Annotated in this window: 17 protein-coding genes; 9 read left to right on the plus strand and 8 right to left on the minus strand. The window is 40.6% G+C overall.

The annotated features are described in order from the left end of the window. Nucleotides 1–2 precede the first annotated feature (2 nt). Nucleotides 3–320, minus strand: coding sequence for a hypothetical protein (locus L2747_RS12465; RefSeq protein WP_248999348.1), 318 nt, complete (start codon nt 318–320; stop codon nt 3–5). Nucleotides 321–452: 132 nt separating this feature from the next. Here L2747_RS12465 and L2747_RS12470 point away from each other — a divergent pair, with 132 nt between their 5' ends. After that, nucleotides 453–2819, plus strand: a complete 2367-nt coding sequence (locus tag L2747_RS12470; protein ID WP_248999349.1) for a TonB-dependent receptor — start codon at nt 453–455, stop codon at nt 2817–2819. A gap of 402 nt (nt 2820–3221) precedes the next feature. On the opposite strand, the gene L2747_RS12475 is transcribed toward L2747_RS12470, so the two are convergent. The 4 genes from L2747_RS12475 to glnD all read right to left on the minus strand — a co-directional run bounded on the left by L2747_RS12475 (nt 3222) and on the right by glnD (nt 9800). Beyond that, nucleotides 3222–4271: a GGDEF domain-containing protein gene (locus tag L2747_RS12475; protein WP_248999350.1), complete on the minus strand. Its 1050-nt coding sequence runs from the start codon at nt 4269–4271 to the stop codon at nt 3222–3224. A gap of 358 nt (nt 4272–4629) precedes the next feature. After that, complete coding sequence (locus L2747_RS12480) at nt 4630–6099, minus strand: carbon starvation CstA family protein (RefSeq protein ID WP_248999351.1); 1470 nt, start codon at nt 6097–6099, stop codon at nt 4630–4632. A 492-nt stretch (nt 6100–6591) separates the two neighbouring features. Next, nucleotides 6592–7185 carry an HAD-IB family hydrolase gene (locus L2747_RS12485; protein WP_248999352.1) on the minus strand — a complete coding sequence of 198 codons (594 nt, stop codon included), beginning with the start codon at nt 7183–7185 and terminating at the stop codon, nt 6592–6594. 41 nt (nt 7186–7226) lie between these two features. Next, the gene (gene glnD, locus L2747_RS12490; protein ID WP_248999353.1) at nt 7227–9800 is read right to left on the minus strand and encodes a [protein-PII] uridylyltransferase; all 2574 of its coding nucleotides are present in this window, start codon (nt 9798–9800) and stop codon (nt 7227–7229) included. A gap of 439 nt (nt 9801–10239) precedes the next feature. Between glnD and L2747_RS12495 the strand changes: the two genes are divergently transcribed. Next, nucleotides 10240–10665, plus strand: coding sequence for a hypothetical protein (locus L2747_RS12495; RefSeq protein ID WP_248999354.1), 426 nt, complete (start codon nt 10240–10242; stop codon nt 10663–10665). A gap of 35 nt (nt 10666–10700) precedes the next feature. Here L2747_RS12495 and L2747_RS12500 read toward each other — a convergent pair whose 3' ends face one another. Beyond that, on the minus strand, nt 10701–11900 hold the full coding sequence (locus L2747_RS12500; RefSeq protein ID WP_248999355.1) for a hypothetical protein: 1200 nt from the start codon (nt 11898–11900) through the stop codon (nt 10701–10703). Nucleotides 11901–12372: 472 nt separating this feature from the next. On the opposite strand from L2747_RS12500, the gene L2747_RS12505 reads away from it, so the two are divergent. The 5 genes from L2747_RS12505 (at nt 12373) to L2747_RS12525 (ending at nt 18775) form a co-directional block, all read left to right on the plus strand. Continuing rightward, nucleotides 12373–13470, plus strand: a complete 1098-nt coding sequence (locus L2747_RS12505) for an efflux RND transporter periplasmic adaptor subunit (RefSeq protein WP_248999356.1) — start codon at nt 12373–12375, stop codon at nt 13468–13470. Then, nucleotides 13470–16628: an efflux RND transporter permease subunit gene (locus tag L2747_RS12510; RefSeq protein ID WP_248999357.1), complete on the plus strand. Its 3159-nt coding sequence runs from the start codon at nt 13470–13472 to the stop codon at nt 16626–16628. The genes L2747_RS12505 and L2747_RS12510 overlap by 1 nt, the downstream gene beginning before the upstream one ends. Nucleotides 16629–16791: 163 nt before the next feature. Beyond that, entirely contained in the window at nt 16792–17706 is a 915-nt protein-coding gene (locus L2747_RS12515; RefSeq protein WP_248999358.1) for a hypothetical protein, read from the plus strand. Nucleotides 17707–17783: 77 nt separating this feature from the next. After that, nucleotides 17784–18296, plus strand: coding sequence for a MerR family transcriptional regulator (locus L2747_RS12520; RefSeq protein WP_248999359.1), 513 nt, complete (start codon nt 17784–17786; stop codon nt 18294–18296). Between the two features lie 236 nt (nt 18297–18532). Then, nucleotides 18533–18775 carry an HP1242/YdcH family protein gene (locus L2747_RS12525; protein ID WP_248999360.1) on the plus strand — a complete coding sequence of 81 codons (243 nt, stop codon included), beginning with the start codon at nt 18533–18535 and terminating at the stop codon, nt 18773–18775. 86 nt (nt 18776–18861) lie between these two features. On the opposite strand, the gene L2747_RS12530 is transcribed toward L2747_RS12525, so the two are convergent. Then, a complete protein-coding gene (locus tag L2747_RS12530) occupies nt 18862–19938 on the minus strand; it encodes a hypothetical protein (protein ID WP_248999361.1) in 1077 nt (358 codons plus the stop codon). Nucleotides 19939–20362: 424 nt separating this feature from the next. Between L2747_RS12530 and L2747_RS12535 the strand changes: the two genes are divergently transcribed. Next, nucleotides 20363–21256 (plus strand): prohibitin family protein, encoded by an 894-nt coding sequence (locus L2747_RS12535; protein WP_248999362.1) that lies wholly within the window; start codon nt 20363–20365, stop codon nt 21254–21256. A gap of 110 nt (nt 21257–21366) precedes the next feature. Here L2747_RS12535 and L2747_RS12540 read toward each other — a convergent pair whose 3' ends face one another. Continuing rightward, the gene (locus tag L2747_RS12540) at nt 21367–21882 is read right to left on the minus strand and encodes a hypothetical protein (RefSeq protein WP_248999363.1); all 516 of its coding nucleotides are present in this window, start codon (nt 21880–21882) and stop codon (nt 21367–21369) included. Nucleotides 21883–22613: 731 nt separating this feature from the next. Here L2747_RS12540 and L2747_RS12545 point away from each other — a divergent pair. Next, nucleotides 22614–23693: a PepSY-associated TM helix domain-containing protein gene (locus L2747_RS12545; RefSeq protein ID WP_248999364.1), complete on the plus strand. Its 1080-nt coding sequence runs from the start codon at nt 22614–22616 to the stop codon at nt 23691–23693. The last annotated feature ends 25 nt before the right edge of the window (nt 23694–23718 follow it).

Here is a 23718-nt window from a genome sequence, read left to right on the forward strand (position 1 = left end):
AGTTAATTAATCCCTAATAAAAAAATACTTGGAAACACTACCGTTCCAAGTGAAAAAACCAACACACTTCGCTCCCGAACATGTGATGCCACCACAACTAACAACAGCCACATTGCCATCGTTAAAAGCAAGCTAATTAGCATTGAAACTAACCAACCAAATTGCATTGCTAAACCTGTTATGGCTATTGCAGCAGTAATGACAAAACCTGGCCAAGCCAATGCCCTAGGTATAGGTTTATAGATAAGCCGCTGTTTACTTGAAGATAAGTAGCTAGCAAAGCAGCCAAGCCACAGTGAAAATACACTCACGAATATCATAAAACCACCAACACAAATACAAATGATAATAATTTGTATTAATTATCGTAAATACGTTATCAAATTACAAGATGATTGTGTTAGCATCGCCGCGTTTACAAATAACAACCATTATCATTTGGACGATAAAACATGCGATCATCTAACTTAAACCCTATCACCAGTGCAATTCGCTTTGGCTTACTCCTTCCAGCTTCTCTGATATGTTTATCTGCTGCAGCAGATAATGCTGTCGATACCACAAATATCGAGCGGATCATGGTGACAGGTCAGAAAATTGCTCGCACCGTACAAGAGACAACAACCAGTGTTGCGGTATTGACTGAAAAGCAATTAGAGCAAGAAAACATCAATGATTTTCGCGATGTGATCATAAATACCGCTAATGCTCAAGTAACAGGCAATCGCAGCTTTAGCATTCGTGGTATTGACGGCTTTAACGTCTCCGGAGGCGGTAACAGCTTTTTAGCCAGTGTGTATGTCGACGGTGCTCCTCTGCCAGAACGGATGATTTATGGCGGTGGTTTTTCTACTTGGGACGCTAAACAAGTAGAAATATTACGAGGCCCACAATCAACTCTACAAGGACGTAACGCATTAGCTGGCGCTGTGATCATGACTACCCAAGCACCAACGCAGGAGTGGCAAGGTAAATACCAGCTAACTGTGGGTGAAAATGGTCAAAGAGAGATTGGCGTAGCCATTGGTGGCGGCCTTATCGAAGATGAACTTTCATTTAGGTTTAGTGGCGAAAAGAAAGAAATTGACGGTTATATTGAAAACTTAGTGCGCAATGAGCCCGCCGATTATCGTGACGACGGCACTTATCGATTAAAATTACTTTATCAACCATCGGCACTGCCTGAGTTTTCAGCTCAGCTAGGCTATACCCGCAGCAATAGTGACTATGGTCATACTGCGGTTGAGATAGCACAAGGTCAAAATCCTTTTGAAAATCGCTATGTCTACAATAACGATGAAAGAAAAGAGACTGTAGATGCCGACATACTAGTGCTAGAGCTAAACTACGACTTAAATGATTATTGGTCATTAGGGTCATACACCACGTGGTCTAGCGTCGATACTCGCTTTACTTGGGACTCTGACTTCTTAGAGATTGAAGGCAGTCAATTCCCAGAAGATACTGGCAGTATTTCTAACTACAAAAATACTACCGATTCACTAAGCCAAGAGCTGAGATTGACCTTTGAATACGATGATTTTAGCGGCGTGATTGGTGCTTATTACTTCAATACCGATGTTGATGATCACTCTAACGGATTAAGTAATCTAAAACTAAACCGTTTAGGGCTCACTAGCGATATATTGCAAGCAAGATATGGGTTAAGCCAACCCATTGCTGATTTAGTGGTTGGCCAATACGCTGAGTTTAATCCTGCCCACACGAGCGCACTAACCTCGTCACAGCAGACAATTTCAAGCTATGCGTTATTTGCAGATGCTGTTTGGAATATTACTGAAAAATGGGACGTTTTTGGTGGTATTCGCTTTGATCATGAAAAGCAACAAACACAAAATGATGCCCAATATATTATTTTAAATGCGGATAAAATACCGGATCCAGCCAGCTATATTGGAACACCTTATGAAGGTATTTCCCCGTTAATCGCCGGTATTAACCAGCAGTTTTATGATTTAGCGGCTAGTGCCTCAACAACGACTCCCGAAATTGAAAATGATTTTAATACCATCTTACCTAAGCTAGGTGTGAGCTATCACTGGACTGAAGACTTAATCACTAGCTTTTCGTACCAAAAAGGCTATCGCTCAGGTGGCGTAGGTATTAATAACGCTCGCGGTGATGTGTTTGAATACGACCCAGAATACACTGACAACTATGAGTTATCATTGCGTTCAAGCTGGTTAGACGGTGACTTGATTGCCAATGCCAACCTGTTTTACGTTGACTGGCGTGACCAACAAGTAAACGTGCAGCTCTCACCTAACCGTTATGACAATGAAACTGTCAATGCAGGTCAATCAACAGTGCAAGGGTTTGAGCTTGAGCTGAACTACCAAGTCACTAGCGAACTCGCACTTTATGCGTCTGTGGGTCAGTCAAAGACCGAGTTTACTGACTTTGTGATCACCATTCCCACTGAAACTACGCCAATAGTCAACGACTTATCCGGTCGCCAATTTACCGCTCCCGAGTGGACCGGTAATATTGGTGCCACTTACAGCGCCGATAACGGTATTTTTGCTAACCTAAATGCCAACTATGCCCAAAGCGCACCGGTAAAGGTTGACCCATACCGTGAAGGATATAAAGAGGGTGATGAACTGTTTGATCCTTACAATGACAGCCGCACTCTGGTCAATATGCAGATAGGCTATGAGTGGCAAAACGTCGGGATTTACCTGCAAGGTAAAAACTTATTTGATGAAGAATACATTACTAATAACTTCACTCGCACACCGGCCTTAGGCGAACCAAGACAACTAGCGTTAACCTTACGTGGCGAGTTTAGCCTTTAGCAAAAAAATGCAATAAACACATATAAGAAGGTCAACTCAATGTTGGCCTTTTTCTTAAACTAATCAGTATAAGAATTTGATCTACTCAGAGCGGTTTTTGGCAAACTAATCCAAGGCGAATAGCTGCAATAATGGTTATTCCCTTATAAAGCTAATCAACGCAGAAGTAGGCAGTCAAAAACGCTCCTGAAGGCGAGTTTTAGCGATTCTGATGCTGTGACTCTTAATAAACAAAGAAGGAGCTTGAACCTAGTTCAACTATGCTCTTCACTCGTTGCAAACCACATGGATGTAGTGAATGTCATTAATGCTGGAGCATTTAATGACTTTGCCTCAAAACCGCTAAACTCTCGCTAAGTGACTAAATGTTTATACTGATTGGTATTAATCATTTGTCAGGCATTAGAGCTGCACGACCTTCTGAGCGTAAAACTCAGCAGGATCATTCACTTTAATTTGATCTCTGCCAGCTTGTTTTGCCATATATAAAGACGTATCAGCACGTTTAACCCAAAGCTCACTGTCTTCGTTTGCAATTGCCTCGGCAATGCCAATACTTAAGGTCACTTGCTCAATATCAGGGCATTGTTGCGTCAGCCCTTCTACAACACTTTTACGAATTTTTTGCACCGCTTTAAAAGCACTATCGAGCTCAGTGTTATCAAATAACAATAAAAACTCATCCCCTCCTAAGCGAAACAGTAAATCGGTTTGCCGGCTATTAACATTAACAAGTTCCACCACGGACTTAATGATTTTGTCGCCCATATCATGTCCGTGTAGATCATTCACTTTTTTGAAGTAATCAATGTCAATAACGGCGATGCAGGTTAGATGCCCTGCTTTCGCTCTTTGGCTTGCAGCTTGTAGACTAAGATCCATTTGATGACGGTTAAACGCCCCTGTTAGTGAATCTCGGGTGGATAAATAACTTAAGTTACCCTGCAGCTTTCTGACAGCCTCAATAACACATTGGGTAATAGCGGCACAAATTAATAGCGCTAAGGTAAAACGCAATGTGACCGTCACCGACTGGTGCGGTAATGCAGCAAATGTTGTCGCAATTATGATTAAGCTGTTTACCGCTATCGCCATCTTCTTAGGTACGAGAAGTACGATGGCCGTTACAATAGGAAACACCCAATAAGTGGCTAATGTGCCAAAGATATGCACGCTTAGCACTATGCTAATAACGAGTAAAAATAAAGGCAGTTGGTAACCAATGATCTTATGCTTTAGTCGTAAGACACCAAATATTTCAACCGCTAAGCTAAACTCAAATGCTAATAAAACACTAGCTAACAAAGGTTGGCCGATTAAAAAATTTTTGATACTAAGAGGAATAAAGGTCAGCAATGACACGATAAGAATAAAACTTAACACCCTTTTGCGGCTGTAAATATCAAACAGTCCTTCGTCTAGCGCTTTTTCCGTAAAACTCAATCTATCCATAAAACGGCCTTATGTAATCCTTGCCTGTGGACGAACGTCTTAACTACCAACGTACTTAGCCTGAAAATAAAAACAAGTAATTACTCTAAAAAATAGTAAAACCCGTGCTTAAAGTACTAAATAGCTAACCAATTATAAGTAATAATCACTAAAAACGCGTCAATTTACCGTAAATATACATAGGTATTGAACGAGCATTAATGCGGAAAGTTCTAACTAGAAGACAAGCTAAAGCGGCAATTTATTACAGAAAAAGAAAACACAGATGCTTGTCATTAACCCAAACGCTCGTTACATCTGTCTGCAGAGACATAAAAAAGGGCTGCATTTAGCAGCCCTAGATTAGTTGTATTTAAGCTTAGCCACCCGTGGCTAACTTACGTTTGTTGTGCACCATTATCAGGCCAATTAAACAAACCACTCCAACGGCAATACCTACCGGCTGACTGAGTGACTGTGGTAGCCCTAGGCCAATGCCTGCAGTAACAATGTATGACACTGTGACGCAGGTACCCACAATCGCAGGTAAACTCACTATCCAGTGGAAAGCCCCTCTATCAAACAAATATTTAGTGGCTAGCCACAATACGCTGGTTGATAGCAGCATGTTTGAGAATGCAAAATAGCGCCAGATTAATGAGAAATCAATCTTAGTCATGAAGTAAGCAATCACCAAAATAGGGATGGCTAACAACAGACGATTTCTCAAACTTTGTGGGATCTTAAACGCATCAATAATGGTTAGACGTAAAGATCTAAAGGCTGTATCACCAGAGGTGATTGGGAAAATGGCTACAGCAATAATCGCCATAATGCCACCAGCAACACCTAAATATGTCGTAGCGACTTGGTTAACAACTAAACCTGGGCCACCCGCATCTAGAATGCTTTTCAGCTCAACATAACCACCGGGGAAAGCGGCAATACCTGCTGTTGCCCACACACAAGCCACAATACCTTCAGACATCATAGCGCCGTAATATACTGGGCGAACATATTTTTCGTTAGTTAAACAACGCGCCATAATTGGCGCTTGAGTTGAATGGAACCCACTAATAGCGCCACAAGTAATAGTCACAAAAAGCAGCGGCCATACAGGCAGTCCATCGGGGTTTGGCGCTAATAAGTCATTGTTGTAATGGCTATGGTCAAAATAGGCAAAAATATCGCCCATCTCAGGCAATTGCGGCGCACTCACCAATAATGCCACTGCAATCGACACTGTCATTACAATCATCAGCAAACCAAACAATGGGTAAAGCTTAGTGATGATTTTATCAATCGGTAGCATGGTTGCTAAGAAGTAGTAGCCTAAAATCACTAATACCCAAAAGGTATTGTTAGCCAGTATTGTGCCTTCAAAGTAGTCGAGATTACTCAATAAGCCCGCTGGGCTCATAATGAACACTACACCAACAAAAAATAGCAGCATAGCAGTGAATATCAACATAACGCCTTTAAAGTAAACGTTAAAGTAATGCCCGGCAATTTCAGGCAAGCTCTTACCGTCTTCTTTAATACTTAATACACCTGAAAAGTAATCGTGTACTGCACCACCAATAATATTACCCAGAACAATCCACACTAGTGCGATTGGGCCATATAACGCACCAAGAATAGGACCGAAAATCGGCCCCACACCAGCAACGTTTAGAAATTGAATTAAGTAAGCTTTAACCGGATGAACCTTGACGTAGTCAACGCCATCTTCAAAACGGGCTTGCGGAGTTTTTGCATTGGGATCGATACCAGCTTGGCGCTCTACAAAGGGACTGTAGAACTTATAAGCTAGCACTAGCGCCGCAATACAAATTAAGAATATTAGCATTTTTATAATCATCCATATTTGTAGGGTATATGTTGAGCATCGAGTGTTGTTCACTTAAGGATTTTGGTCAAGTAACAACTTGTTATACCAAAGTCGGGCTTGCTATCTAGCGTCTTGGTGTGAGAGGCAGTAAATAACACATCTTTACTATCCTTGGTGCTTAGGTCTTTATATAGTTTGGACTTTTTACTACGGGATTTGACTTAATTCGGCTTCAACTGTCCGTGAATGTAATCGTCTTATCAATGACTCCAACCCAAGCTGTCAACAAAGAGCCTGCATCGCAACACAAACGGGCTTCATCATTACAACAATAAATAGCGTTTTACTGACATTTATACATTGCAGGCTCTGCGCTAGGACAATCAATCGTATTCGAGTAGTAATTATAACTAGCAGCGGCAACAAGGGGGTCAAGGAGGGGCTGATATATAGCCTACAATAAACTAATTTAGTGTAGGCAGCATGATTAAGAGCGATATGCTTAACAAGCTAAAGGTGGGGTTTGCCTTTCATAAAGGCTTTGTCTGCTAGGGCTAGCATGGCCAAGTCTTCTTTGGTATCACCATAAGCGTAGACACTAGAAAACTGTGTTAACACAAACTGCTGGGTGACTTTGTCAGCCTTAGCGTTGCAGCTGCAGTCTCCAGCTAAATAGTGCCCAGTGTAACGCATACTATTACTGGCCATTTGGCTACAAATTAGCTCGATATTCATCATTTGGCACCATGGCTTGAGGTAAAGATCGAGCGATGCTGATACCAGTACTATTTTAGCGCCCTGCTGCTGATGCAGCTTTAATGTTTGCAGTGCATGCGAACATAGGTAGTTGGGGATGATACTTTGAGCATAACGCAAGCCAATGGCATCGACTTGCTGTTTACTGCGGCCAGCAAACGCAAAAAAGCTCACTACAGGCCTAAGCTTTCGTGGAGCTATCACTCCTAATTTATAAAGCAGATACAGCGGTGACATAAAGATAATGCCCAGCAATAGGCGGACTGGCGTTGCAGAAAATAGAATAAACTTGGTGTACATATCTTTGGTGGTCAGAGTGCCATCAAAATCAAATAGAACCAACTTCACCGCTAACTCCTCAACCAATTAATCGTACATTTTAGCAGGTGTTAGGCAATCTCTTCTTCAATTATATCCACTAGCTTAAGCTGCTCGTCGTGGCCAAAAGAGGTGTTGTCAGCATTGGACACCAAAAATACGTTTTCGGTACACTCACCTAAGGTACTAATTTTTGCTGAGTGAATACTTAAATTACGCTCGGAGAGAAGATTACAGATCTGCTCTAGATACATAGGATCATCTAAAGTGTTGACCTTAAGCAGCGCCCTATTCTTTTTAGTGGTGTGTAGTACTGTCACCACTGGTGGGCTATCAAAGTTCTTTAATGCTCTATGGGTCACGAGCTTTCTCGGCCTATCTTTTTGATCGATAGCTCTGTGTATACGTTTAACGATTTGCTCTAGTCTTGGTTCATCATCGATCGGCTCATCTTTATGATCCAACACCTTAATGATCTCTAATACTTGACCATTCTTCGTCTGCATCATCTGCGCATCTTTAACCTTGAGCTTTGAACTCGCTAAGGTTTTAAATAGATCGACAAATAGCTTAGGTCTGTCTTCGGTATAAACAAAAATACTAGTAAAACCATTGTCGCCATTTTTACCGATTAAGACGCGAGTGGTGCCCGGCTCGCCTTTTAGCACGCCTTGGCTAATATCAACAATATCTTCAACTGAGTTACCGCTGAAAAAGTTATTCGGCAAACTCTGCCAAAATCGAGTTAAACGTTCAGGTTCTACGCCCGCTTGTAATAGTTCGGCTTTGGCGTCACTTTGGTTTTCACGAATAACCGTACGCACCTCAAAGATGTTCTCAATACCTTGCTTTAATGTTTCGCGGATTGCCATATATAACTGAGTTAACTGGCTCTCTTGCCAATCGTTCCAATAGCTTTCATTGGTTGCCATCATATCTGCAATAGTAAATAAAAACAGTGCATTGAGCTTGCTCTGAGAACCAACGACTTTGGCCAAATGCTTAATTACATCCGGCTCACTAATATCTTGAGTTTGAATAGCACTAATCAATACATTTTGATTAGCCACTAACCAGTAAATAAGTGCTGTAGTTGAACCTTTTAACAGGTGTTCTTCTGCTAGCTCTTTTGCCTGAATAGCACTTAACTCACTATTCTCAATGACCTGCTTACCAGACAAGTGATGACAAAGCGTGGCAAAAACCAGTGCAAAACGATTACTCAAATTTTGATAAATACTGTATGTCAGGCTGTTTTTCTTGTTCAGAGCAAAGCTGTCGATGTATTGAATCGCTTTGAAAGTATGCTCATCGACTGTAAAGGCGTTATGCATATCAAACTGCATTTGGCCTTCAATGGCATGCCACTGTGAACAATAGGCCGCTAATACTCCATAGCGATGCATTAAGCCTAAACATTTACGCAGACCTTTAGGATGAGCCAATATGGCCAGAAACTCTTCACGGCAACCTTGGTAATCTTGCAGCTCACCGAGTAAGCGGCGACGAGTTTGGCGCAGCAACCTTAATGTTTTCGGCGCAATACCCACAATATTGTCGTTGTCGGCAATCAGCTTAAACATACGCATGACTTGGCGTTTATCAATAAACGCCTGCGTAAACTTAACCTCTATCAAACCGTTACATACACTGAAGTATTTATCGATTGATTGTAGGTTTTCTCGCTCGGTTTCATTTAAAGTATCTAACTTAAATGAATCACAAATAATTTGGTTTATTTCACGCACACGAGTCATTGCTCTAAAGAGCTGACGCATCATTCGCTCAATAGCTAGCTGGCTATTATCACCCTGACCAAATTGCATAAACTCAGCCACTGCTGCTTGATGCTCAAATAACAGTACGTCTTGTGCAGATTGAGTGACGCAGTGTAGCGCCCACCTTACTCTGCAAATAAAGTCATAGGCCTCTAGTAGCTCATACACTTCGTCTTGATCTAAAAAGCCTATGGTCTTTAAGGCGTTAGCGTTAGCGAGTGAGAAGTGCTTTTGCGCAATCCACATAATTGTATGGACATCACGCAGACCACCTGGATTGTTCTTTAAGTTAGGCTCTAAATATAACGCCGTGTTTTGCGCCTTATTGTGCCTAAGTTCCTGCTCAACCATTTTGGCATCATAAAATGACAGGCTGGTCCAAAGCTCATTTTGATACAGCTGATCTTTAATGGTTTGCGAGTGTTTTTTCGAACCCACTAAACAGCGAATATCAAGCAGGTTAGTTGCAATAGTGATATCTGTTGATGCAGCTTCGATAGATTCAGAAAGTGTTCTAACGGTTTGACCTATGTCTAAGCCAAAATCCCAGAGGCGGGTAAGGAAAAGTGATAATTGTTCTTGCTGGGGTGGGGTTAACTCTTGTTCAACGATAATGGCCAAATCGATATCCGACCTAGGGTGCAATGCCCTTCGCCCATAACCTCCAACCGCATTGAGCGACATTGAAGTTTGATGTAAGTGGTATGTCTTCCATAACGACACCAACATTTCGTCTATATGCTTAGCACGCTTTTTTAGCAGCGACTGCACAGGCAAAGTTAAAAACTGTGCATTAAGCTGTTCGTCGAAATTTTTAATATGAAACTTCAACTCCGACAGAGAATTCAGTTCCAATGTATTAGACATAATTAAGGACTCTTTAATCGCTAAACAACAGGTTTACACTAGCTCAAATTCCAATATTCCCCCTGCGGGATTTAATATCGCAGGCTAAACTAAAGCACCATAAAACATAGCTCAAACTGCTCCAGCAGCGACATAACCATAACAATTGCAAGACTTTTTTTCAACAAACCCAAGCTAAATGGCAGCTTTTATAAGCCTTATACTCGCAATATTCAGTCCGCTCAAAATAAGATCTTCACTAAAATGAGTTGCCAACAAACGATTACGATTTAATCACCATTTAGTGGCAAGCACCTTGAATAATAACAAATTAATGCCATTTACCTCGGAGCAATGATCAAGTAACCTTACATTGATTGCTGACACCGCTAGATAACCCTGACTCAGCAGTTTTATTCTTTAAAATACTGCAGGCTAATAACTCGCTAAAGGTCATCAAATGAATCAAAAAGTTGTATTGGTAAAAAGCTATTTTGCTAAGATCGCAACCGATAAACGCGAAGAAATGTGGGCTGCTAAGCCAAAAACATCTGAGTTTGAATACTCGACTTGTAAAATAGATATTGAGCGCCTTGATACCGATCTGCAACAAGCAATCGCTAGCCTAAATCAGCAAGGTTATAAAGTGATGCAAATTACGCCAGTGCTTTCTGGTGATTTTGCTTTTAAAGATCACTTCAGCGACCCGCACTTGCTTGGTAATGGAGTGAGTACTGAAGGCGGCTACGGATATGGTTTCTCTTATACCGACAGCTTAATTATTTTGGCGGAGCAAGTTAGTCAACCACACTGTGAGCAAGTAACGCCAGCTAGTGAGCCTCTACTAGAAGCTGACATGACTCCAGAACAGGAAACTAACGACTAAGCACGCGTTAGTTAGTATAAAATAATTGATGTGCGCTATACATTTTGAAATAGCACTTCGAGCGTAAACGTTAACACCACTTGGTTAATACGCTCGGAGAACTCATCTTCTTTACTCCAACGGTACTCAGGAGTAACAGCAAAAAAAAGCCAATCACGAATAAAATTTTGTCGATAAGTGGCGCTTATACTGGCATTTTTCACATAATGATAGGGTTCATCGACACCATAAATACTGGCTTGATAGCTTAATGCCTGCTTGTTATTTATGTATTGATAAAGCTTAACGCTAGAACCAAATTCCCAACCATTATTTCGATTTTCATATTGTGCTACTGCACTCCAGCGCCCCACAAAGGTTTCGTTAAAAGCGTGTTCAATATCAAATTCAGTCGACTCCCCCGTAACCTTTTTTTCCTGATAAATCTTTTGGGTTAAGCGGGTAACAGTACTATCGGAAATCGGATAGGTATAGCGCCACCTTGCCTCAAGTTTAGGCTTTAAGTTGGCTTTGATATTAAAACTTACACGGCCTTTGGCATACCAGTCATACCTTAATCCAATATCTCTATCATTATTGTCATCTGGTGATTTCAAAAACGAAAATGGATCGTCCTCACCTGTTGAATCTAAGATCAGCTTTAAACGCTTACTCGCTCCAGGTAAGTTCAATCGAGCGTTCAAGTTAGCTCGATACTTAAAGCCCTCTTCAGCGTAATAAGAAAAATCGTTATACCAGCGAATAATGGTTCCAGCTCGCGCATCATCCTCCACTCTGTCATCAACAAAAAAGCTATCAAACCAAATAGCTGGCTGACAAAACTTAGTGTTGAGGTAATCAAATGCCTTGTCTATCGCATCTTCCATTTGTGAATTGCTATAACAAGGATCTTCAGTTTTGGCAGCTTCTTCTAAGCTGTTAGCTTCATTAGCGTCTTGCCCCTCTCTAGCTCTCACTGTTGCAGGTTCTGTGACGCTAGCTTTTTGTTCTAGTTTGGAGGCAGGCTCTGGATCAAGCCGAGCTAAAAATGTTTTAACAGGAGACGGTACTGGTTGCTTGGGTGGGCTTTCTGCCAAAGGTAAAGCGGATTGCTCAGTTTTAATCCCTTGTTCTACTGCGGGCTTAGCCTCAGTAATTACGCTTGTTTCAGGCAAAAGCTCTGACGCTTGCACTGCCATAGAAGCAGCAAGACCACAAAATAGTATAGCTAATGAAAACTGATGCTTAAACAACAAGATGAGAGCTCTAACCCGTAAAATCAATATGCTGCGATAATACCACCGATTACATTACCATTACAGATTAAACATAAGTCCTACATACATTCAAACCTTACTTGCTGCAATGTAAGTAGATAATTCTGCCTGGCAAAATATTGATTACCACAGCTATTAATAAACTAACTAAAACTGATCCTTACAGCCATCCAAGCACGTCAGCGATTAAAACTTATAACAGCTTAGCGGTAGCGAGCTCTTACACATTAACTTCACATCTTCACAAGTAAACTGCACTTCATGCTTAGCTAATTAATGTTTTTCGTAATGCCATTTACGGTTTAAGCCGTTTTAGACCTTGATTAGCTAGAGCACATTCAAATCTTAAAAAACGTCATTATTTAAACTAGGTAATTTCACTATGACTCGGCATTATAATTCGCTCTTAGAGCAAAGAATCGAACCCTTAATATTTAAACCATGGTTGCCCTTGTCTATTCTATTAATTGCTATTGTTAGTTGCTTTGCAATTGCTGCCACAGCTCCAATCTCTGCAGAAAAAGTTAAAGGTGAAACCGCCGTTAACGTCAATGTTATGGCGATTACACCAAGTGTTTTTACGCCTAGTTATACCGCCTATGGCAGTGTCATTGCCGATAATAAATTAACCTTAAGTGCACAAGTCGATGGCCAACTAATTTATCTCAATAGCAATGTGGTAGAGGGCGGCATAATTGGATTAGATGAATTGGTTTTTCGACAAGACAACGCCGATCTCAGCGCAATTTTGTCGCAGCGACAAGCACAATGGGAAATCGCCAGAGCGCAACTAGCACTGGAGCAAGGTGAACAGCGGATAGCTGAAAAAGATTACCAAATGATGCAACAAGACTTTAAAGATAATGACTGGAAAATTGATCTAGATTTACTACTGCGTCAACCGCAATTGAGCCAAGCTAAAGCTGAGATCAATATTGCCCAGAATGCTTTAAAAATCGCTGAGAGAGATCTTAGCCGCAGCCAATGGTTAAGTGATAAACGCTATATCGTTGAATCTAAAAACGCGACCCAAGGTGACTATCTGTCTAAAGGGGACAAAGTCGCGACACTTGTTGATATAAGCCATTTGAGGGTACCTCTTTATTTACCTCGGGCACAGGCTTCTCAGTTACGCTTAGGTCAAAGTATTCGCTTAATACAGCCTGATACTGAACAGCGCTTTAATGCAACTATTAGTCATATAGTGCCTATTTTAGACCCTTCTTCTCAGCTGCAAAAAATCTATGCTGAATATCAAGCTTTACCGCTGCAAACTGATGCGTTGATTATTGGTGATTTTGTCAAAGCCAAGATTACTTTTGCACCTATCAACAATACTGTGCGTATCCCCCTCGCAGCTATCGATAACGGTCAGGTATGGCTGGTTGGCCTTAACAGTACCCTGCAAGCCAAAGCAATCAATGTGCTGCATCAAGATGAAAACCATGCGGTAATCAAAAACGTCTTTGCCAATAAAGAGTATTTAGTTACCAGTAAGCTTCACCGACCGCAAACAGGTTTAACCGCTAACATTGTCGAGAGTTTCTAATGTCCAAGAGAATACCTAAGGCATCAAATCAAACGACAACAAAAACTCAGGCATTATCGCTATTTCAACGATTGTTATCTTGGATGATAGATAACCCTGTTGCCGTTAATTTACTTACCCTTTCGATCATTGTTTTGGGTGTTTACCGCTTTAACGACATAACCCAAGAAACCTCCCCCTCTTTTAGAGTTGATGAAATTGAAATCAGCGCTAGTTTTCCAGGCGCTACTGTCAAAGAAATTGAACAAAGCATCATATTACCTATCGAGCATAGGCTAAAAGAAAATACCCGCATTGATCGACTACATGCTAGTGCGACTCAAGGTGAGGCTTTAATAATAATAAGCTTAAATGATGCCGTAGATGTCAACAGCATGCTTGCGGATGTCAAGAATGACTTAGACAGTATAAATAGCTTTCCTGACAGTATGGAGCCAATGCAAATTAGCCTTGTTGAAGAGTTAGAACCATTAATTGAACTAGGTATTTATGGCGATCTCACTGAAACAGCATTAAAAAATGAAGCGCTTAAATTGAAACGTAAATTACTCGCAAACTTTGATATTGCCCAAATAAAACTTGAAGGTGTTAGAGACAGCGAAATAGTCATTGAGATAAGCCAAGATAAACTCAAGCAACACCAACTCAGTTTGAGCCAAGTAACTGATAAAGTGGCAAGCTCAGTTAGCGATACCTCTGCTGGCAGCATCAGTACCAATGCCGGTGACATTGTTATTCGCACCTTGGGCCGTAAAGAACAATTAGCTGAATTTAGGGCTATTAGCATCTACAGTAATAATAAAGGTGCAGAGCTTACATTAGGACAAATAGCTAAAGTCAGCAGGGGCTTTTCCCAGTCTGAGCAACCCTTTCTAGTTAACGGAAAACCAGCTGTAATGTTGGTGGTTTATCAAAACAAACACGTTAAACCTATCGCTCTAAGCGCTGACATACAAAGCTATATCAAACAATACCAAACACTATTACCTGTAGCGAGCCAAATCACTGTACTAGAAGATCAAGCACAAGCCTACCAAACACGCAGCAAACTGTTAGTCGACAATGGCGTAATTGGTTTGGTACTCGTCATTATTGCGCTTTCACTATTTCTTGATACTCGATTAGCATTTTGGGTTTGTATGGGGATCCCCATCGCCATATTAGGCTCGCTAGCCATTATGCCAACATTGAATATTGCCCTAAATATCGTGACCTTATTTGCTTTTATTATCACCTTAGGGATCTTGGTGGATGATGCTGTAATTGTGGCCGAGAACATCTATCAAAAAGTGCATGATGGACTAGAAATAGACCAAGCTCTAAAACAGGGAGTACATGAAATGGCGCTGCCTGTATGCTTTTCTGTCGCCACTAATATCATTGCTTTTATGCCGCTGCTTTTTGTGACAGGCGAATTGGGTAATATGTACAAGCCCATGACCTTACTGATCTTTGCAATCTTTTTCGTCTCACTAATCGAAGCCTTGTTTATTCTTCCGTATCATTTAAAACAACTGAATAAGCCAAAAAGGTTAACTCGGCTAGCACAGATACAGCAACGCAGTTTTACTGCTTTTGAAAAGCTGCGTGACGGCCATTTTAGGCGTTTACTTAATCAGGTACTGAGAAATCCTTTAAGCGTTATCGCCGTTTTTATTGCTGCAAGCCTGATAGTCTTTACATGGGTAGGGTCAGGGCGAGTCGATAGCAGTTTTGTGCCTAAAGTTGAGTCAGAACGGATCGATGTTGAAGTGGAGTTTATTGCAGGCAGCTCACTTACCGATAAAAAGCGAGTTATGCAGGCCATTGAAGCTGCTGGTATACGCGCCTTTATTCGCTTAAAAGAGCCCGGTAATTACAAACACATTATGTTGTCAATTGAGGGCAGCGCAGCGTCAAGTACCTTTCAAATACCAGCAGAAGAACTGCGTCAATATAACGCGAGGCAGTTAGTCGATAGCTGGCGACAGGAGATAGGTGAAGTCGCGGGTATTAAATCACTTTTCTTTGATTTTGAAGTCGGCCCCGGCGGCGGCAAAGAGATATCGATTGAGCTTGCGAGTATCGATAGTAAGGCACTACAACAAGCAAGTTATGCACTAATGGCCAAACTACAATCTTTACAGGGGATAACGGATCTAGATAGTGGCTTAATCGATGCGCAACGTGAATACACTCTTACGGTTAACCAAAGAGGGTTACTAATGGGGTTTAGCAGCGATAATTTGGGCTCAATAGTGCGCAATAGCATGTACGGCAAAGAGGTAAGCCGCCAAATACAAGCAGGTGAAGAGTTAAAAGTACGAGTAATGCGTGATAAACGTGAGCAATATAAAGCCAATAATTTAGCTGACTTATTGATACTCTCACCATCAGGGCAGCAGGTCCTATTAGGGCAAGTTGCAACTATAAAGCCGGAGTTTTCACGGGCTAAAATTGAGCGTGTAGACGGGGTTGAACAAGTCGAAGTCAGCGCTAGTGTTATTCGCAGCCAAGCTAATGTGTCATTACTCATAAAGCAAATTGATCAACAAGTTCTACCCGAGATTGCAGAGCAATACCCAAGTGTAGCGCTAGAGCTAGGAGGTAGTGCGAGAACAGAGCGTAAAGTAAGTACCAATCTAACAAGCGGCATTATATTGGCACTATTTCTAGTGTTCGCTTTTTTAGCTATATATTTTAAAAATTGCTTAGATGCTGTACTTGTTCTTAGTGTCATTCCGCTATGTTTAGCCGCTGCAATGCTCGGCCATATAATGCTTGGATATAGCTTTAGCGTAATGAGTCTATTTGGCATGATCGCGCTGTCGGGTTTAGTGCTAAACGGCTCATTTGTATTACTACTTGAAGTGAAAAAACGCCGGCAACTTGGTTTAACTATTGTTGATGCTGTTTTGCAAGCCAGCCTTGCACGCTTTAGACCGGTAACAATCACAGCACTCACAACCACAGTAGGGTTAGCGCCAATGCTATTTGAAACCTCTGTGCAGGCACAATACCTAATACCTATGGTGATAAGTTTAAGTTTTGGTACCCTATTCTCTCTTGCCACCATCTTAATTTATTGCCCAGCGATATTTTATTTAGCCCTGCAATGGCGGGCAGCTAAACGAGTCAATAAAGGCGTTTATAATTTAGAACATAGCTTAATGGATTAACAAATAACACTCATAACACCAAGGCTGTAAACCACTTTTAAAATGCAAAAATGGTACAGCCTTTTATCGGCAAAAGTACTTCGGAGTAAGCAGGATATTTTACGCCTAGCTATCTTTAGATTAAGATCCAGACCAAATATAGATATTAATGGATTAATAATCAGTGGCTTCCCGACTATCAAAGAACTATTACCTGTCAATCGCAGGATTAATAGGCTTTACCCTTGTGGCACTCAAGGCTGCAACAATCTTACTTGCTCCAGAGCAACTTTATTTTTTTGGTGTCAGTATCCCTGCTGACTACGCCAACAATGCTTACCTACAAGATCAAAACCTAAGGTTTTGCTTGTTCTTGCTCGTTAGCTACGCCATTTTTACTAGCTATTGCGTGATAGCAGAAACGACAAATATATCACTGCCTTTTATGCTTTCAGTTTTGTTGCTGTTTTTACTGCTATCTATATTATCAGCCGTACTCACGCTAAGTACGCCACTAGCAGAACCTGTCAGTACCAGTTATCGCTATTGGCCAATATGGGTTATCAACAGCCTTGCTGAACTCAGTATCGCTGTTTTAGCCCTTATAGGTATTAAAGGTTTATGGAAAAACTTAACCGCTAAAATCAATTACCAACAAAATATTGTCATGATCAGTGCCATGGTCATCGCCTTTAGCATTACTCAGTTCTATGTTCCTGATAGTTATATGGACTGTAGTCTGGCCTTAATGAAGCAATATAAAGAGCTGCTAACTCAATTACCCTATGAACTTGATGATCTTATTAGCATGTTTTGGTTTAGCCTCCCTAAATATGTCATCTTATTTACTATATCAATTGCTCTCTTGGCTAAACTTGGGCATGGTCGTCACTTTGTTTACGCGCTGCTTTTAAGCTTTATCTTGCTACAATTTGTCCTCAAACAGCTACCGATAATCTCAACGTTAGTCATAGGCTCAACAACGAAAGTAAGCCAAATTATTTTGCTTTCAAACAGCTTTGCAATTGGATTACTTGTCGTTATGGTTGGTTGTTTATCAAATACCCGAAGCAAAAATCTTGGCACAGGCAAAGTTTAACCGTAATCATTATTCTGTTGACCTGTCTACAGGTATAGGCTTGATACTCCACGCTGTCGTCAAAGCTAGGATGAAATATGTATACCGTTACCCAACTTGCAAAACGCGCCAACATCTCTCGAACCACACTGCTCTATTATGAAAAAGAGGGGCTGCTCACACCAGCATTACGAGCAGATAATGGTTATCGATATTATGGTGAAGCTGAAGAAAAGAAATTAGCTGCGATAGTGTCGTATCGTGCATATGGGTTGTCAGTAGCCAGCATTACAACCTTACTTAACGAAGAAAACGCACTTGAGCAACCTCTGCTGTTAAAAGAGCATTTTAATCAGCTTGAGCAAGAGGTCGCCAAACTTAGACAGCAACAGCGGGCAATAGTCATCTTATTGAAAGCCCCTGATTTATTGGAGAACGAAATGGTAAACAAACAGCGCTGGGTTGAGATAATGATTGAAGCTGGTTTTGATGAAGCAGCTATGGTGCGCTGGCATCAAACATTTGAAAAACTAGAGCCGGAAGAGCACCAAAAATTCTTAGAATCTTTAAGCATTGATGCTGAAGAGATTAAACATATTCGTGCCTTATAGTTTTATAAGTAATTCATAATATATAAAAACATCACCACGCCTGCTATTAGCAGGCGTTTTTATCTCCCCGAAAACTAAAGCTATGCCCTGTTAACACTTCTGCTTGGACTTTCTCTAATAATCCCCCCCTTTTTTAGAGCAATAATGAAACCTCTACGACTACCTTGTATTTAATCCAACGATTAGCTTTACTTACCTAAGCAACAATACTGTTCATTCACTATTTAGGGGTTGATATGTTAGGCGAAGACCACTCTCTTATTCATGAGTTTCCTGAGTACCAAACAACGATTGTTAAGCTTTGTCAAAATGATGAGGCTTTTGCAAAAGATACTAAGCACTACAATGCGCTGGATAAAGAGATTCGAGTGCTTGAACTAAAAGGTGCACCAATTGATGATGAAGCGATGCACCAACTCAAACATGACCGAGCAGTGCTGAAAGATGCGCTTTTTCATCGCTTAAATACGATCGAGTAACCGCGTGAAACGTAGCTACAATTAATATAAAAGGGAGCTTAAGCTCCCTTTATAGTGCCCCTCTCATCAGTAAACCTTGTAAAGGATTAGTTCGCTTGAATAATGGTAGCGCTATTATTACTGCCTAATACATGCACTGAAGCAACGTTGTTAGCGTCATACTGCAAAACTGAAACCTGGTTGTTCACCCCGCCTTCAACATATACATCAGCCAATTGAAACTCACCTGTCTGTACTAAGCTAATATCATTTTCAGCACCTAACCAAGACTCTACCGATGCTAAGTTAAAGTCACCCTGTTGCGAAATATCGACCTTTGATTGATCTTGCGCCGCGTCGGCATAAAGCCTGTTGCCCTGTCCATTTTGCTCAATTTTCAGTTGGTTATTAGACCCTTTAGTACCAGCACCAACCAAACCACCATAATTACTCGGTGTATTGCCACCACCCATAATAACGTTATCGTTGCCTTGCTGAGTAATTTCGACCGAACTACCATCACCTAAACGCGTACCAGCTGCTGCAAAGTTACGTTCACCTGATTGATTGATGCTAATTGAATTACCAAAGCTGCCACTATCTTGATCAATTATCGCGACATTCAACTCACCTGCTTGGGTAATGACTGCCAAATCATTTTCACCAGATTGACTAATATTCGCTTCATTACCCTTGTCCAATGAACTGCCACTTTGGGTCAGTAACAACTGATTACCCAGACCACTTTGATTAACATCAGCTTGGTTAGATGCATCTTCCTGAGTAATACTTGCACTTTGTGTTAGCCCTAACTGAACAACTAGCGCACTGTTAGCTTCACCTTGCTGATTAAGCAACAGCTGGCTCAAGTCACTCGTTTGCGTGATTTGAGCATTTTGGTCTTCACCCTGTTGAGTAACTGATAATTGGTTAGCATCGCCTGTTTGCACAGTTTGAGCCGCACTCAATGAGCTGTCTGTTTGTAAAACAGTGGCTTGGTTTGCCGACCCAGTTTGAATAAGGTTAGCTAAATTAACCGTACTGTTTGCAGTTTGAGCCACTGCAGCTTGGTTATCATCTCCCGACTGAGTAATCTCTGCCAAATTATCTTGGCTTCCCGCTGCATTAGCGCTCGAAAGAAACATTGCGGCAGAGACAAGCACCGCTAACTGAGTATATTTCATATCCTATTCCCTAAATAGACTGTAATCAGCCAACAGCCAATTCTGTTAACCTCCGAGAAGAACATCAGTGATTTTACTCATGCTCCATAAAGTATTCTGTAGACGTAATTAGGAATAATTACCAATATTAACGGCTAGTTATCAGAACCCAGCGAAGATTATGATTAGAGAAAGCTTAACGAGAATCCGCCCTAAGTATTAAGCCAAGCGAACCTAAAGTTGTATTATTAAAAACAGCATAGACTTAACTACTAAGCTAATCAGTAATCAATAGCTAAAGCGATCTGTACAGCGCTAAAAGTAGATGACTGGTCCAGTAACCACCCCAAACAAAGCAACATTTACACAACCACCTGCAAACAAACATTTCAACTAGATACAATTATTGCTATCTTTGCAGCGCAAATTTCGAAAGGACATCAAAATGCTGCAAAAAAACTCAAAATTGACTCAAATTACAAAATCTTTTTCATTATTGAAAGTTTTACCAATCTTATTGTTAATCATCGCTATCTTTAATTCATACTTCATTGTTGTTGAAGGCCATGTAGGTGTTGTAAAACGCTTTGGCGAGGCAAAAGATCAGCAAAATCCAGGCTTACATTTCAAAATTCCTTTTATTGAAACAGTTGAAATGATTGAAGTGCGTACCCGTAAGAATGCCGAGAAAATGGCATCAAGCACTAAAGAGCAGATGCCTGTGACTATCGAGGTATCGGTAAACTGGACCGTAAATAAAGAAGCTGCACTTGATTTGTTTAAACGTTATGGTGGATTAACTCAATTTGAACAGCGTATTCTGGATCCACGTTTTCGCTCTGCGACTAAAGATACTATTCCGCAGTTTGAAGCAGAGCAGCTAATACAAGACCGTGCAAGTGCCATTCAGGGCATCGAACGTCGTTTGGCCGAAGAAATGGAGGGTTTCCCCGTTATCGTAGATAACATTCAAATTGAAAATATTATTCTGCCGCAGAAATATATCAACTCAATTGAAATTAAGCAGACCGAGAAAAACCTTGCTGCAGCAGAGGAACACAAGCTTGAGCGTCAACGCTTAGAAGCACTGCGCGCAGTAAACACGGCCGATGCCCGCGCCAAAGGCATTTTAAAAGTGGCAGAAGCTGAAGCGCAGTCTATCTTGCTAAAAGGTAAAGCCGAAGCTCAGGCGATTGAAGCAAAAGCCAAGGCACTTAAAAATAACCCACTAATTGTAAAGCTTACTGAAGCACAAGCATGGGACGGCAGACTACCAAGCACCATGATGGGTGACGGCGCGATGCCAATTATGGATATTCGCGACTCAAAAGATAACTAATTCTACGCTGTAACTAAAATTGGCATTAAAGCGCCAATTTTAGTTACTTAATAGGAAGGGGCGAGCGTAATTACACTTTTCAACCCTATTTAAAGCTCTCGCTTTTGTTTTTAGATGTTGCTAACTAACACAGGTTCAGCAATAAATTCTCGGGAGAAATACTCCACGTTAATATAGGCAGTATTGCGATCTTTAATTTTGACCTCTAAGATCGCAGAAGTGCCATCATCATACCCAACCTCTAAGCGTCTCCCGATGCAATTCCCTTGGAAAATACATTGATAACTTGAAGTATTTCTTGGAGTAAACTTTTTAGCTTGATAGCCTTTATTTAGTAGTGCATCTTCAAACTCTGCAAAATCTAAATCTAACTGCGCACCAAAAAGAGAGTAATCAAAGGTCTTCATTGACACTTTCATTAACCCATCTTCAGGCGTACCAACTAATTGGTAACACTCTGCAGTTAAATCATGATTTGGTAATTCAGCTGTCTTTACTTCGGCATAAATTCCTTTTTGTACAAATTCACCATAATGTGAAAATTCCCCTCCCCATTCTAGGCCAAATGGTGCAGCCGCATTAACGGTTAAAGGAGCGATTAATAAAAACAACATAAATTTTTTCATCACACATCCATTTAAGTCAAAAAACTGGCGGATAATATCCAAGACTTATGATTATGTATAGGTAATCAAGAAATAAAAACATCAAAAACATGAGCTTAAGCAATAATTACAGCGAAAAATAAATTACGCAGTTTTTTTGACAAAAATAAATAACCTATCAATTACAATTAGATAAAAAATAAGACAATAATTTAATTAAGTATAATTAACTTATAAGTATGATTTAAAAACTTAATTACCTAAACCTTAATTACCCCCTCCTTAATCAATCTACCCAACCACCTAAAAATTAATTTATTACACATTCATTATTTATATCCAAAACATTACACGTAACAAACAAATAGATAATTATAATATGTGAAAGTCACATATCTTAAATCCCGATATCACCACTATTAATATTAAGTAGCCAAACTTTTATTTATAAAATAAAGATGTACCAGGAAACACTTATAAATAATTATAAATACCTTTCAGCTCTGAGAAATATTTAGGTGATTAATTATTATCGAACCAAAGCGACCAATAGAATTGTTAACCCTATCACGCGTCTTTACACTTCTTTAATTGCAGTTGAAAGTGAGATTGATTACCATTCTCGTAAGTTTTGTGTGACATATTTCTTTTTCTAAAAAAAGTATAAAAATCAATATGTTTATAACAGCAAGCTTAAAGATCCTTTTTTGTCTTGGTCAAACTTTGCCTAGACTGACATTGAGAATGTAAATATGAACGCAGTAGCCGCTTTAAAATGGTTTCACAATTGGGTGGGATTTTTCATCAGTATTACTATGCTTATCGTACTCACAACTGGCGTATACCTCGGTAGTGTCGATATGTTTAAAAGACTTGACGATAAAGGCCAGCAATATGCGCCGCTATCTATCGAGCAAAAAGCCCATACCGTGGAAACGCTATTCGAGCGTTACCCTGAAATGAGCACGGTCCGCTTTCCAACAGAGCATACTCCCTACATTCAAGCTGCAACACGCGGCAAAACCATTGCATTAGACAGTGAACTCAATGAGCTTTCAGTAAGCGCATTTGGTGACATTCCTGGCTACCGCACGGTGTTTTGGTTACATCGTAACTTCTTGCTAGAAGACTTTGGTGGTAAATACATTAATGCTTGGGCGTCGCTACTTGGCGGCGCTGTCACTCTTATAGGTATTTACCTCTGGTGGCGTGTGCGTAAAGGCTTTAGATTAAAGCAAAGTATTCCTACTAACACACGCTCAAGCAGTTTAGTTAAGAGCCATATTCAGCTAGGTCTATTTATCTCTGTGCCACTGTTTATCTTGTGCATTAGCGGTTTTTTAATTACCTACAAAAGTTTATGGACAGGCGCACTTAAGCAACCTATGGCTGAAATCAGCTACCCAGTAAGCCAAGCAAGTAACTGGCAAAGCCAGTTACAAACAGCACAAGAGCTATGGCCTGAATCAAACTTAGTGGCAATTAGCAAGCCGCGAGTGAAGAAAGGCGAGACGCCTACAGAGCTAAATTACAGCATTCGTTTTGATAGCCATAACGATGTGTGGTTACGTGAAGCAGACCGTATGACCATGAGTTTCGAGCAAGGCATGATTAAAGACGCACTAAAACATAGCGATAGAACACTATCGGGCCAAGTTGCAGCATTTGTAAGACCACTGCACGATGCGCTAAATATGCCGTTAAGTTATGTGATTTTTATCACTTCGGTGTCTGTCGTTGGCTGTATGATTTTACTCTTTAGTGCGGTTACTTTTTACCGCCGCATATTTGCGAAGAAAACCAAACGAGTGAATAAACACGCCACTGCTTAATCGCCACTATCTACACCATTAATAG

Source organism: Shewanella marinintestina (genome assembly GCF_023283845.1).
Taxonomy (GTDB): Bacteria; Pseudomonadota; Gammaproteobacteria; order Enterobacterales; family Shewanellaceae; genus Shewanella; species Shewanella marinintestina.

Bases quoted from the DNA above. Each gene is read 5' to 3' on its own strand.
- L2747_RS12465 (WP_248999348.1), bottom strand. From the start codon at position 320: ATGATATTCGTGAGTGTATTTTCACTGTGGCTTGGCTGCTTTGCTAGC.
- L2747_RS12470 (WP_248999349.1), top strand. From the start codon at position 453: ATGCGATCATCTAACTTAAACCCTATCACCAGTGCAATTCGCTTTGGC.
- L2747_RS12475 (WP_248999350.1), bottom strand. From the start codon at position 4,271: ATGGATAGATTGAGTTTTACGGAAAAAGCGCTAGACGAAGGACTGTTT.
- L2747_RS12480 (WP_248999351.1), bottom strand. From the start codon at position 6,099: ATGCTAATATTCTTAATTTGTATTGCGGCGCTAGTGCTAGCTTATAAG.
- glnD (WP_248999353.1), bottom strand. From the start codon at position 9,800: ATGTCTAATACATTGGAACTGAATTCTCTGTCGGAGTTGAAGTTTCAT.
- L2747_RS12495 (WP_248999354.1), top strand. From the start codon at position 10,240: ATGAATCAAAAAGTTGTATTGGTAAAAAGCTATTTTGCTAAGATCGCA.
- L2747_RS12510 (WP_248999357.1), top strand. From the start codon at position 13,470: ATGTCCAAGAGAATACCTAAGGCATCAAATCAAACGACAACAAAAACT.
- L2747_RS12520 (WP_248999359.1), top strand. From the start codon at position 17,784: ATGTATACCGTTACCCAACTTGCAAAACGCGCCAACATCTCTCGAACC.
- L2747_RS12525 (WP_248999360.1), top strand. From the start codon at position 18,533: ATGTTAGGCGAAGACCACTCTCTTATTCATGAGTTTCCTGAGTACCAA.
- L2747_RS12530 (WP_248999361.1), bottom strand. From the start codon at position 19,938: ATGAAATATACTCAGTTAGCGGTGCTTGTCTCTGCCGCAATGTTTCTT.
- L2747_RS12535 (WP_248999362.1), top strand. From the start codon at position 20,363: ATGCTGCAAAAAAACTCAAAATTGACTCAAATTACAAAATCTTTTTCA.
- L2747_RS12540 (WP_248999363.1), bottom strand. From the start codon at position 21,882: ATGAAAAAATTTATGTTGTTTTTATTAATCGCTCCTTTAACCGTTAAT.
- L2747_RS12545 (WP_248999364.1), top strand. From the start codon at position 22,614: ATGAACGCAGTAGCCGCTTTAAAATGGTTTCACAATTGGGTGGGATTT.